General features: G+C 67.4%; 11 protein-coding genes and 1 pseudogene. 3 read left to right on the top strand and 9 right to left on the bottom strand.

Annotation, left to right across the window (positions count from 1 at the left end; translation table 11 throughout):
• Nucleotides 1-135 (bottom strand): annotated as a pseudogene (locus I003_RS37115) (transposase); the annotation flags it as partial.
• A 144-nt stretch (nucleotides 136-279) separates the two neighbouring features.
• On the opposite strand from I003_RS37115, the gene I003_RS33500 reads away from it, so the two are divergent.
• On the top strand, nucleotides 280-2,829 hold the full coding sequence (locus I003_RS33500; RefSeq protein ID WP_051368553.1) for an FG-GAP-like repeat-containing protein: 2,550 nt from the start codon (nucleotides 280-282) through the stop codon (nucleotides 2,827-2,829).
• Between the two features lie 254 nt (nucleotides 2,830-3,083).
• On the opposite strand, the gene I003_RS0127910 is transcribed toward I003_RS33500, so the two are convergent.
• The 5 genes from I003_RS0127910 to I003_RS0127930 form a co-directional block, all read right to left on the bottom strand.
• Nucleotides 3,084-4,043 (bottom strand): tyrosine-type recombinase/integrase, encoded by a 960-nt coding sequence (locus I003_RS0127910; RefSeq protein ID WP_486584426.1) that lies wholly within the window; start codon nucleotides 4,041-4,043, stop codon nucleotides 3,084-3,086.
• A gap of 193 nt (nucleotides 4,044-4,236) precedes the next feature.
• Nucleotides 4,237-4,443, bottom strand: a complete 207-nt coding sequence (locus I003_RS0127915) for a helix-turn-helix domain-containing protein (protein ID WP_027774503.1) — start codon at nucleotides 4,441-4,443, stop codon at nucleotides 4,237-4,239.
• Nucleotides 4,444-5,222: 779 nt separating this feature from the next.
• On the bottom strand, nucleotides 5,223-6,119 hold the full coding sequence (locus I003_RS0127920) for a DUF5655 domain-containing protein (RefSeq protein WP_027774504.1): 897 nt from the start codon (nucleotides 6,117-6,119) through the stop codon (nucleotides 5,223-5,225).
• A 1,349-nt stretch (nucleotides 6,120-7,468) separates the two neighbouring features.
• Nucleotides 7,469-8,374 carry a 3'-5' exonuclease gene (locus I003_RS0127925; RefSeq protein ID WP_078564484.1) on the bottom strand — a complete coding sequence of 302 codons (906 nt, stop codon included), beginning with the start codon at nucleotides 8,372-8,374 and terminating at the stop codon, nucleotides 7,469-7,471.
• On the bottom strand, nucleotides 8,367-9,500 hold the full coding sequence (locus I003_RS0127930) for an IS630 family transposase (RefSeq protein ID WP_027774506.1): 1,134 nt from the start codon (nucleotides 9,498-9,500) through the stop codon (nucleotides 8,367-8,369). Before I003_RS0127930 ends, I003_RS0127925 begins: the two co-directional genes overlap by 8 nt.
• 68 nt (nucleotides 9,501-9,568) lie before the next feature.
• Here I003_RS0127930 and I003_RS0127935 point away from each other — a divergent pair, with 68 nt between their 5' ends.
• Nucleotides 9,569-10,069 carry an SMI1/KNR4 family protein gene (locus I003_RS0127935; RefSeq protein WP_027774507.1) on the top strand — a complete coding sequence of 167 codons (501 nt, stop codon included), beginning with the start codon at nucleotides 9,569-9,571 and terminating at the stop codon, nucleotides 10,067-10,069.
• A 58-nt stretch (nucleotides 10,070-10,127) separates the two neighbouring features.
• Here I003_RS0127935 and I003_RS33505 read toward each other — a convergent pair whose 3' ends face one another.
• From I003_RS33505 to I003_RS35285, 3 genes are all read right to left on the bottom strand, one after another.
• Complete coding sequence (locus I003_RS33505) at nucleotides 10,128-10,760, bottom strand: S1 family peptidase (RefSeq protein ID WP_486584427.1); 633 nt, start codon at nucleotides 10,758-10,760, stop codon at nucleotides 10,128-10,130.
• 23 nt (nucleotides 10,761-10,783) lie between these two features.
• Nucleotides 10,784-11,113, bottom strand: coding sequence for a CU044_2847 family protein (locus tag I003_RS0127945; RefSeq protein WP_486584428.1), 330 nt, complete (start codon nucleotides 11,111-11,113; stop codon nucleotides 10,784-10,786).
• Between the two features lie 304 nt (nucleotides 11,114-11,417).
• Entirely contained in the window at nucleotides 11,418-11,942 is a 525-nt protein-coding gene (locus I003_RS35285; RefSeq protein ID WP_078564489.1) for a transposase family protein, read from the bottom strand.
• Nucleotides 11,943-12,058: 116 nt separating this feature from the next.
• Here I003_RS35285 and I003_RS0127960 point away from each other — a divergent pair.
• The coding region (locus I003_RS0127960; RefSeq protein WP_027774510.1) for a transposase at nucleotides 12,059-12,308 on the top strand (250 nt) is incomplete at its 3' end.

The raw sequence follows: 12,308 nt of genomic DNA on the forward strand, positions 1-12,308 counted from the left end.
GATCTCCCGCATCGCGTAGGCGCCCTGGTGACCGCTGACCGAGCGGTGCCGGTCCTTCCACGCGGTGATCACCGGCTCGATCAGAGCCCACTGCTAGTCGGATAAGTCGCTGGGGTACAGCTTGCGTTCACTCACACCATCACACCAGCAGACGAGCGGCTATGGACCGGCAGACTCCGCCCCGTACCCACACCAACAGGTGACGCGATAACCCATCAAAGAGTCACGAACCGCCCTCTCAAACTCAAGGCCACCTCGGCCGGCTTCAGCCAGCTCCTCGTGGTCAAGACCGCAGAAGCCGCGGCCAGTCCGGAGCTGAAGGAGATCACGTTCGCCCTCGGCACCGACGGTGTCGACGTCAGCACCGATGATCACGGCAACCTCAAGGCCGTCAACCCGGCCGGACAAACGGTGTTCACGGCGCCCACCCCGCTCATGTGGGACAGCAGCCCTCCCGTGACCGCCCCGCGCGTCGCGGGGGGTGAGGAAGCGCCCCGTACCACGAGCGACTTCGAGGTGCCCGTCGGCGGCCGCGACGCTGCCATGGGCCTGGAGGTGTCCGGGGACACGGTGACCCTCACTCCCGACCAGGATCTGCTGACCGGCGCGGACACCCAGTACCCGGTCTACCTCGACCCGTCTGTCTCGGGGTCGCGAGTCGCCTGGACCATCGCCTACCAGAAGTACCCCAACACCTCGTACTACAACGGCTCGGGATTCGACGGAGGTACGTCCACCGCCCGTGTCGGGTACGAGAACGAGACCAACGGCCTGGCCCGCTCCTACTTCCGGTTCCGCACCGCGAACCTCTGGTCCACCGACAAGATCGTCACCAAGTCCACCTTCAGGATCAAGAACACCTGGTCCTGGTCCTGCAATGCGCGCAAGGTCGAACTCTGGCGCACCGCGCCGATGAACGAGAACACCACCTGGAACAACCGCCCGGACAGGCGCGAGACCCTGGACATCGTCAACGACGCCAAGGGCTGGTCGTCCGACTGCCCTGCCGGCAACCTCGCCTTCGACACGACTGCCGCGGCCAAGGGCGCCGCCAGCAGTAAGTGGAACAGCATCACACTCGGTCTCAAGGCCACCGACGAAACGGACGTCTACGGCTGGAAGAAGTTCACCGCCAAGTCCTCCGTGCTGTCCACCGAATACAACACCCGACCCAACGTGCCCAGTTCCCTGGACACCGCGCCCGTCTCCACCCGCAACAGCAAGGGCTGCGGAGACCAGTCCCCCTACGGGCTCATCGGCAACACGGACTTCTACCTCACCGCCAAGGTCAGTGATCGCGATGGCGGCACCGTGAAGGCTCGCTTCCACCTGTGGCCCACCGGTCACCACCCCAACGACGACCCGAACGGCACGCTGATCATCAACCAGACGGTGTCGGTCACCTCCGGTACCGTCGCACGGGTCAAAGTGCCCAAGTCCGCTCTGACCCCCCATCTGGGCACGGCGAACGGCAACTTCTCCTGGAAAGCCCAGGCCGACGACGGAAAAGCCACCTCCGACTGGAACCCCACCCTCGGCGCACCCGGCTGCCGCTTCGTCTTCGACCCCAACCGTCCCTCCACGCCCCCGGCCGTCTCCTCCGCCCAGTTCCCCGACGGTGCGGAAGGCTGGCCCGCCGACACCGGCGAGGCCCGTACCGAAGGCACCTTCACCTTCGCCGCCAACGGCGTGAACGACGTCACCGCCTACGAGTACTGGCTGGACACCAGCCCTGACCCCGTCACCGTCAACGCCCCCTCCCCCGGCGCCGCCGTGTCCATCAAGGTCACACCGACGTTCACCGGCCCGATCAACCTCTACGCCCGCAGCCTCGACAAAGCCGGAAACCGCTCTGACGTCGCCACCTACCTCTTCTACGTGAACGGCCTGTCCACCCCCGACAGACCCGGGGACCTCAACGGCGACGGCAACGCCGACCTCTGGGCCGTTGACGGCAACGGCAAACTCCACCGCCACTACGGAAACGGCGACGGCACCACCACCGACCAGCAAAGCCTCGCCAGCAGCATCGACTGGACCAACTCCCGGATCACACACCGCGGCGACTGGACCGGCGACGGCTACGAAGACCTCATCGCACTGCGAGACTATCCCGCCACCGGCCAGAAGCGCATGTGGATCAACCCGAACAACGGCTTCGGCTTCGCCTGCACCACCTGCAGCACCACCACCTACGAACGCCAGGAAATGACTGTCCTCGAAGAGACCAACAACCACTGGAAGGCAGGAGCGAAACAAATCCTCGCCGTCGGCGACGTCGACGGCCCCCTCGACACCGACGACGACGGGCAGATCGACACCCCCGGCTACCCCGACCTCCTCGTCAACGACGGCCAGCACCTGTGGCTCTACTACGGCGACCCGGGCGGCAGCGCCTACCTCGACGCCTTCCGCGACCCCGTCCTCCTGGCCGCCGGCGACGGCATGAGCACCGGCACCAACACCCTCGCCAACGTCACCATGACCGCCCCGGGCGACTTCGACGCAGACGGGTACGCGGACCTCGCCGTCCGCTTCGACAACGACGGCAGCGGCCTCTTCCTCTACGACGCCATCAACCCCGACGCCTCCACCTGGCCGGGCCAGATCGACCCCACCCACCGAATCCTCATCGCCAACAACTTCGGACCGAACACCGTCCCGATGCTCACCGCCGCCCCCGACGCCAACAACAACGACACATTCGACCTCTGGACCACCACCCCCAACAGCGGCCGACTCCGATTCTTCGCCGACTTCACCCCAGACGGACCCGGAGCAATCACCGTAGCCTCCGAACAATTCGCCAACTACCAAGCCCTCGGCTGAACCGAGGAATCCTGCGATTCACCGGTGAGGGCTGGCCCCAGCCAGCCCTCACCGGCAATGGGATCGCCCGAGCCCTTGGACCTGCGGCAAAGGCATTACGGGTCTAGCCCCCGGCTTGCCGACTTCGACGGGCTTCCTGGCACAGCCGCACCCTTGAAATGTACTGAGCAAGAACGCGAAGCCGCAGCAGAGCGCATCCTCCGGGGCCAGCCCTCGCCTTCGCCCTGATCGCACGCGATGGGCCAGGGGAGCGTTCAGGCAGCTACGGTGAGCGGGGTTTCCATGCGTTCCCAAGCGCCGAGCACGGCCCTGTGCGCGTCCGGCTGAAGGTGTGCGTACCGCTGGGTGGTCTGGAAGCTCTCGTGGCCGAGGAGGTGCTGGACCTCGTAGAGCGAGACTCCCTTCTGCACGAGCCATGAGGCGCAGGTGTGGCGCATGGAGTGCGGCGGATAGTGCGGAACGAGCTGCAGTTCACCGTCGTCGCCGAAGTAGTAGGCGGCTTCGACAGCGGGCCACCAGGTCTGTGGGCGCCAGTTGCTGTCGGCCAGGAGGCGCCCGGAGCGGCCCTTGGTGATGGTGGTGAAGACCACCGCGTCGCGGTCGAGCCGGTGGATGTGGCGTTCGAGAGCCTCCAGGACGTGGGGTGGGAGCGGGACTTCACGGCGGCTCCTGGAGCTCTTGGGATACTCCTTGATGCCGCTCTTGGCGTTGACCTCCACCACGAACAGGCGGGAGCGTCGTGTGTCGATGCGGTGGCGGTGCAGGCCGGACAGCTCGCCCCAGCGCAGCCCGGTATAGAAGCCGAGCAGGCACATCGTGCGCCAGGCGGGCGCCAGTCCGTCGAGGATGCTCTGTGCTTGGTCGGGTGTGAACCACTGCGGTGGTTTGACGGCGATGGCCGGCAGGTCGATGCTGCGGCAGGGGCTGACCGCGATCACGTCGTCGTCGACCGCCGCACGCATGATGGACGACGTCAGGTTGTAGGCCCGCTTGATCGCGGAGGCCCCCGCTCCCTTCTCGACGAGGGAGCGGACCCAGCTTTGGACGTCCATGCGGGTGATGGCCCGCATCTCCCAGTCCGCCCAGTAGGGCAGGACGTGGTTCTTGATACTGGACCCGTCGCCTCGGAGGGTATGAGGCTCGACGATGCGGGCGTTCCACCACCGGTCGTGCCACTCCCGGAACGAGATTTCGCCGGCCCGCGGGTCACGCATGCCTCCGCGGGCGAACTTGGTCTCCAACTCGATGCCCCACGCGCGCGCCTGGGCCTTGAGGGGGAAGGACTCGCTGAACCGGTCTCCTGCCCGGTTGCGTACGGTCGCCTGCCACTTTCCGGATTTCAGTTTTCGCAGGTACGAGGTTCTGCTCCTTCGTGCGGGGCGGTGAGGGCGGGGTGACGGGGAGGGCTTAGCGGCGGGACTGCGGGGAAGTGACCGACCGGCTGGTGATGAACTCCTCCAGCGCGGCGGCAGGGACGCGGATGCGCGAGCGGCCGGTGCCGGTGCGCAGGTCGACGACGGGCAGTTCCCCGGCGGCGATGAAGCGGTAGACGGTGCGGCGGTCGACGTCCAAGACGGCGGCGACAGCGGGAATGGACAACAGGTGTACGGGCAAGAAGGATTCCTGGAAGGTGAAGAGACGTTGAGAGTTGGCGCCCTTCGCCGTGCTGCCAGATCGAAGGTCAGCCAGCCCTGTCAGGAAAATAGGACTTCGCAGCGCGGAGCTTGCGGGTGGTATGCGCTGCCCACGGCGGGTGTGCCGTGGGCTAGGCAGCTCCGCGCCTTCTCTCGACTGCACGGATTGCCCCGGCTTTCGCCGCGTCTCCACCCCTCAATGATGGTGATGATCGCCGGTTAGGCTAACCGGCGATCGTCGGCTATGTTGCCCCATGCCGCCGCCTCGTAGCTCCCATGTGAGAGCAGCATAGAGGCCCATGGACAGCGCAGCGGGTAGGGCGGAGTCGTCATCGGGTGCCGGCGCGTCAGCGCGTCGGCACACCAGCGCGTCCGGATCCCACGCAGGCGCCTGGAGGGTGCGTCCGTCCGGACAGTTGGGGCCGGGCGGACCAGCGGGGTCGGGCACAGTCGAATCGGCGCCATCCTTGCAGTCGACCCCGTCCTTGCCGTTCGCGCCGGCCGGACCGGGCGGTCCCGCAGGGCCGGGCACGGTCGAGTCCTCGCCTGCCGGCCGGCTGCACCGGGGCTGCCGGCCGGCCATGCACGCCGATCATCGGCCCACACGAGCGGGCAGCACAGCGCGGAATCGCCGGCTGGACGATCACGCACACCATAGATAGTCGACGGCGACCCCACGTCCGCCTGTCGAAAAGGCCCCGCCACGCCGCCAAACACGACACGAACGCCGCCGGCCGCGAGGCGGGCGACGGCACCCGATCACACTGCTGCGTAACTCGCGCGGAACAGATCCTGCGCCCGCTCCACGTCCCTCGGCGTACGGAGCTGCACCTCCAGATCACCCGTCCCGTGGTGACCGAGCCCGGACACGTCCCGGGTGAAGCCCGGAACAAGGTCGACGTCTTTCGGGTCGGCCTTCAGATAGACCACCACCTTGGCCTGCTGAGGCGGGATGAGGCAGGCGAAGTTCCGCAGCCGCTGATACGCCCGGTACTGCTTGCGCTCCACACGGGTCACGCCGTCCCCGAGCCCGAGCAGAACCTCGTCGACCGCGCCCGCCAACTCCATCATCGGCGCGCTCCGGGCATCGCCCGCTGCCCTGGTAACCCGCCGGCGCCGTGCCCGGCGGGCCACCTGCGTGCCGCCGCGCACGGAGGCGACGGTCTCCATACCGAGCAGGTCGCTGCCGAAGAGCCGGTAGCGGACCAGGTCGATCGACCGCCGGTGCTCGCGCACCGCGTGGACGTCGTATCGGGTGAAGTCACCGGCGATACAGATCAGACGCGGCCCGCTCCACAGGACCTGGGACGCGACCGTCACCCCGAGCCGGTCGCGGACCAGGTGCTCGAACTCTGCCCGGTGGTCCATCAGCCAGGCCAAGTAGAAAAGGCCCTGGTTGATGACGCCGGCGTCGACACCACGCTTGTACTCGATGACGACTGGCGATCCGTTCTCGTCCAGCCCGAGCGAGTCGATACGGCCCCCGTGTACCGGTCCGGTGCCGTACTCGCTCGCCAGGAACCGCACCCCCAGTAGCGTCTCCATGTGCGCCTCAACCAGGCCCTGCACATCCGCCTCGACCTCAGCAAGACGCGAAGCGACCTCGACCACGCCGCCGTTCACCGTGTCCGTACGGAACAACTTCAGACTCGACACCGTCCCCTCCTCGGCCCAGGCAAGGCCAACACCGAGAAGAGGTGCAGTATTTCCGCGTGGCAGCTTCGTCCCCTGCTCTTCCCGCCACGCGACCTCGATGCACACCCGGGACAGGCCACCTCCGCGGCCAAGGTGCGGAAAACCTCATCCCAGGCACCCCGCCCAGAGGTGATCCTGCTTTATTAGCATTAACTCTATATGCGCCAATCCACGCAAGTGCTTGAAAACTCAGCAGGATCGACGAGAAACTGCAGGCCACGCAGGGTGCTCCCCGCGATCGCGGGGATGGTCCCGGAGGCCGCGTCGCCCCACTCGTGGCCCGCGCGTGCTCCCCGCGATCGCGGGGTTGGTCCCGACCAAGGTCTACGTTGGTCGCCAGCTCGTGTGTGCTCCCCGCGCCCGCGGGGTTGGTCCCGGCGCCCAGGTGAACGCCACATGCGGCGAGAAGTGCTCCCCGCGCCCGCGGGGTTGGTCCCTCCCCAAGGACCTGCCGGCCCCCACCGGCGTGGTGCTCCCCGCGCCCGCGGGGTTGGTCCCAAGGCCGCCCCGATGGAGGCGTGATGGCTGACGTGCTCCCCGCACCCGCGGGGTTTGTCCCACATCGGGGAACGTCGAATTCATCGTCACGAAGTGCTCCCCGCGCCCGCGGAGTGGTGCCGCCCGCAGCCGCCCTTCTAGTTGGGCTTGGTCAGGTTGGTATGGGGTCGGGGGTGTTGCGGTGACGGGTGAGGCAAGCGCAGGTCCAGATGGCCAGGAGGGTCTGCAGTTCGCGGACGACTCGGTAGAGGCTCAGCCTGTTCGGGGAAGGCAAGACCCCGCCCCCCAGACGGCGCTGGTGAGAATCGTGAACGTCCACTCGTGCGGGCGAGCTGTTCGAGGCGACGACCTCAGGCAGGCGAGGCGTCACCCAGGCATTCATGGCACCACTTTTGTGCTCCGCGCCATCGCGTGACTGCGATCGAGGGCCTACACGTCGAGCATGTCGAAGGCGGCCGGCTCTGCCCTAATCAGTTGGTGGGGTGCGGCAGGGTGCGGACCAGTAGCCTTGCAGTACGAGGCGTAGGTACTGGCTGCGAGCGGCCCCCGGGCGCAGAGCCGCCCACACCAGCCGCTCGCGCTTGTATTGGCGGATGTGCCGCTCAATCAGGCGCTGATGCCGCCCAGGTCATTCCCCCATGGGTCCCCCGCGCCCAGCAGGCCCGCGTCAGAGAGCTGTATACACGCAGGTCAACCCCGTTGGTCAGCAGATAGAGCAGGCGCCTTCTAAGCACCTACTCCATCACCTTCGGCACACGCACCTGGCGGCGGTGGAACTCGGTGACGCCGCCCGTAGGATGTGACGGAAGTCGTTACGGAACGAAGGGTGTCGTCGTCCCCGCGCCCAGGCCGTCCATGCCCAGGTTCGCGGTCGGATGATCAAGATCGGCAAGCAGTGTCCACCACTGAGACGGCGTCTCGTCTGCGTACCAGGTCGGCCTGCGCCAGCGGTGCTCAGCAAAGGTGAAGGCCAGGCGGCGGCGGGCGCGGGAGGCCATGACATGCAGCACCCGAAGCTCTTCGCGGAGGGCTTCGGCCGAGGTAGCGCGGTAGTCGGGAACGCCCCCTTGCTCGAGTCCGACGACGTAGACGACATCGAACTCCTGGCCCTTTCCTGCGTGTCCGGTCAGGAGGTGAAGGCCGGGGGTGACCGGTCTATCGGGCGCGCCGGCGGAACGTACGGCGCCCACGGCCTGCGCGAGAGTGAGGACGGCGAGGCGCTCGCCGAGGTTCTCGATGGCCCTGCTGAGCTCATCCAGGGCGGTGGCATCGTCCGGGGACAGATGGCTGCGGCAAATCCGGTCCAGCGCGACCAGTTGCTTGCCGCGGTGGGTGCTCGCGGCCAAGGCGTCGGGGAGGTGGTGGTGGAGCAGTTCGGCGATGTGGGGTTGAGCGAGGGGCTGGTGCCACTCCTGATAGCTCAGGTCAGCTGCGTCCAAGGCGGCAGTGAGGTCGCTGAGCCGGTATGTGGTGCGTGCGATCACGCCGATGGTCAATTCGGGGCAGTCCGCCAGGTCGCAGCGGAGCCTTGTCACCAGGAAGTCGGCTTCGGCTTTGGTGTCGTGGTGGGTCAGCGCCTCGACGCGGCAGTCGGCGCCCCAGCTGTCCGGGTCGGCGCACCGTAGCTGGGTGGTTCCGAGTTCGGCGGCAAGCCGGTTGACCGCGGCCAGGACCGGCGGGCTGGACCGGAAGGACACATCTAGTGCCGCATCAGGCAACGTTCGCCTTGTTCACGATGTCGCGAAGGCGCTCGTCTTGGGCGTGCTTGTTCCGCCAGATGATGTAGCGGCGGATCATGCTGCCCTGGGCCTTGTGGCTGGGGTGGTCGGTGCCGTCGAGGGTGAAGTAGCGCAGTGCCGTGAATTGGGCCTCGATCCGGTTCAGCCGCGAGGAGTTGGTCGGGGTGTAGGCGATCTCAACGTTGTTGGCCTCGGCCCAGTTCGCCACCCGGCGGCACCGCTTGGTAGCCAGGTGCGGCGAGTAGTTGTCGCACACGATGGCAATACTCACGTCGGACTGGTGGAGGGAGCGCACGTAGCGGCAGAACTCCAAGAACTTCGAGCGGTTCTTGTTCTTCTTGATGTGGCCGTAGAGCTGGTCCTTGCCCAGGTCGTAGGCCGCGAACAGGTGCCGGACCTCGTGCGGGCGGGTGTAGGTCGCGCGGCGGCGCGGCCGCGGCTGGCGGTCGGGGTCCTTGCCCTTGCCGCCGCGCTCGGCCCACTGGCGCCCGGGATGGGGTTGCAGGTTCAGCGGACCGAACTCGTCTATGCAGAAGATGACTTCGGGCTCGCCCATCTCGGGTATCACCTCGCCGTCGGCGATGGCGTATAGGTGCTCGACCCGAGCCTTCTTCGCCTCGTAGTCGGGATCCTTGGAGGTCTTCCAAGTCTTCACGCGTTGAAAGGAGACGCCCTCCTCGCGGAGCAGGACCCGCAGGCCCTCGTGGCTGATGTCGTCGACCTCCCCCTCGGCGACCAAGAAGTCGGCCAGCTTGACCAGGCTCCAGGTCGAGAACGGCAGGCCGTGCTCGGCCGGCTTGGATTTGGCGATCTTCTTGATCTCGCGTCGCTCAGGCAGCGTGAAGGTCCTGGGCCGTCCGCCCTTGTACTTCGGGTAGAGCGAGTCGAAGCCGTCCGCGTTGAAGTTGTGGATCACGTCGCGGACCCGGTCCGCGCTGGTGAACGTCACCGCAGCGATCTTGTCCACCGGCATGTCCTGCGCGGACAGCAGCACCATCTGCGCCCGCCGCCAGGTCACCACGGACCCGGTCCCGCGGCGAACGATCCGCAGCAACCGGCGCCCCTCGTCGTCATCGATTTCCCGCACCCGCACACGTTCAGCCACGTGATCATTCTGGACGCCGGAGCCGCTTGCGGCCGTCAACCGCATCACGTAGTCCTACGATTCGTGTCATGGCTGGTTCTGACGATGTGCAGCCCGCGTTCTGGGACACCTCCAGCAACTACGGCGTGCAGCGGCCGCTGACTGACCAGGATGTGCAGGAGGCCGAGCAACTGCTCGACGTCACGCTCCCAACCTCGCTGCTTGATCTGTTGCGCGCTCAGAACGGTGGCCAGGTGACAGGCACTCGGAACGCGTTCCGGACAGACAAGCCGACCTCCTGGAGCGAGGACCACATCCCGTTCGACCATCTGATGGGCATCGGCCACCGCGAACGCGCAGTCTCGTTGCTCGACAGCCCCTACCTGGTCGAGGAATGGGATCTGCCCTCGCCTCTCGTACTCCTCTCGGGCGACGGACACTACTGGATCGCGCTGGACTACCGTGCGTGCGGCCGACACGAAGAACCTTCAGTCGCGTGGTTCGACGCTGATTTCAGCGTGGAGTTGGCCCTCGCCCCGGACTTCGGGTCCTTCGTCGAGGGCCTCTCTTCCTCCAGCGACTTCGACTGAAGCGCCACCGGGACACACGTGACTGACCTCGCGAACAGTGGGACGGATCCCGCCCACGTCACCGCAGGGCAAACCTTGCCTGATGCGGCACTAGTCCGGGGAACGGGGACGGCGGACCGACCGCGTCGCGCAGCACCGGAGCCGCGGCGACGAGCCGGAAGGTCGGGATCAGGAACGCCACCGGGTGACCGGAGTCGGCGGCCACCACCATGCCGACGACGGCGGCGAGCTCGTCATCCCATACCGGCGCCCCGCTGAAGCCGCGGCCGACAGCGTAGCCGCCGTCACTGTCCCCGGCTCGTTCGAACTGGATCCAGCCGTTGCCTTGCCGCTGCCGTAACACTCCGGCGTGCCAGATGCCCTGCTGGTGCCGGCCGGGGAACCCGATAGTGCGGGCCCGGTGGCCCCACAGATCGTCCCCAGTCGCTACCAGGGGCACCGGGCGGGATGCGCCGGCCAGCGGGGCGGGAAGCTCCAGCACGGCGACGTCCTCGTCGGGATGCCAGTGCCGCACCGAGGCGGTGACTGGGGCGGAGACGCCGGCGATGGGGGCGTCCACCTGGACGCGTGCGCCCACACCTTCGGCGTCGACGACGTGTGCGCAGGTCACAGCCAGTCGGTCAGTCACAAGGAATGCGGCACCGGCCGCCTCCCCGTCGGCACGCAGCACCCGCAGGACACCGCCGCCCAACGGCACAGGGTCAGCATCAGCTCTCACGGCTGCTCCCGGTGGCGCTGCCAGGTGAATGAGACCGAGAAGTTCGCCTCACCCGCCGCGCTGGCGATCACCACGTCCGCCTCGGCCGAGAGTGAGACCCCGAAGTCGACGCTGAACTCGTCCGGCGGATCGTTCATCTCTCTCAGATGCGCCACGAACCGCTCGGCGACCGGGCGCACGGTGCCCAGCGTCGCGTCGAGCGACCGCCCCGCCTGGGCGACCGACGGTCGTCCAGGCCGCCCCACCCGGATCATGCCCTCATCCGGCTCCCGCACCTGCACGACGATGTGTTCCGTGCCGTCCTCTGTCAGCGGCACCTCGACCACACGCACGTCACTCCGCCCCCTCGCCTCGTCACGCCCCACGCATCTGCTCCGGCCCTTTCCCAGAAGCTAGGGCCCTGACGCATAGCTCACCGACCACGACTCGATGCGGCCCGTACCTGACGTTCCTGCGGTGGTTTATTACGGCAACGCCACAACCGGCGGCCCGGGCGGCGCTCATTCCAGTGACGCGGTCCGGCGGGTGAGGTAGAAGGGGAGGCGGTCGAAGATGATCCGCATCCGCCGGTCGTGCCGTCGGAAATGGTGTGCCCTCCGAGACACCTCGGTGACCGGCACAGCCTCGGTGTCATACATCAGGAGCGTGGTGTGCCGAGAGCATTGAGCATTTCCGATCTACGCTCGGGCGGGTGACCGTTGCTGGCGGTGGATGACGAAACGGCGTAGACCAGCACGGTGACCCGGCTCGGGCTGATGCGCACCGCTGCAGCACACGCCAGCGCTTCAGCTCGGCGAAGGCGCGCTCGACCGGGGCGCGCAGCCGGGCCAGTGCGGTGTTGGCATGCCGTTCCCAGCCGTTGAGCCTTTTGCCCTTCGGCCGCTTGATCGGCGTGCGGACGCATCCGCCGGCGCCCTGGTAGCCGGAGTCGGCAGTGGTCTCGATGCCGGCCTCGGTCACCGCCTTGATGATGCCGTCGGCCCGCGCCGCGGTGATGTCCGCCGTGGAGCCGACGCGAGCGTCGCCGAGGAAGAACAGCTCACCGACCGGGCTGGTCAGCCCCTGTACGTTCATCCCGTGGTCGCGGTGCTTGGCGTTGTACAGCGGATCGTCGTTGGCCTCGGTGGCCAGCGCGCCGCAGCGCCAGGCGGGGATGAGGGTGCCCTTAGAGGGCGGTTCGTGACTCTTTGATGGGTTATCGCGTCACCTGTTGGTGTGGGTACGGGGCGGAGTCTGCCGGTCCATAGCCGCTCGTCTGCTGGTGTGATGGTGTGAGTGAACGCAAGCTGTACCCCAGCGACTTATCCGACGAGCAGTGGGCTCTGATCGAGCCGGTGATCACCGCGTGGAAGGACCGGCACCGCTCGGTCAGCGGTCACCAGGGCGCCTACGCGATGCGGGAGATCGTGAACTCGATCCTCTACCAGGGCCGGACCGGCTGTCAGTGGGCCTACCTCCCGCATGATCTGCCGCCGAAGAGCGCGACGTACTACTACTTCGCCGCCTGGCGCGACGACGGAA

The organism is Streptomyces sp. CNQ329, from assembly GCF_000482585.1.

What these genes read in the sequence shown, in the direction of transcription:
- I003_RS0127910 (WP_486584426.1), bottom strand. Translation starts at nt 4,043, where the DNA reads ATGCGTGACCCGCGGGCCGGCGAAATCTCGTTCCGGGAGTGGCACGAC.
- I003_RS0127935 (WP_027774507.1), top strand. Translation starts at nt 9,569, where the DNA reads ATGGCTGGTTCTGACGATGTGCAGCCCGCGTTCTGGGACACCTCCAGC.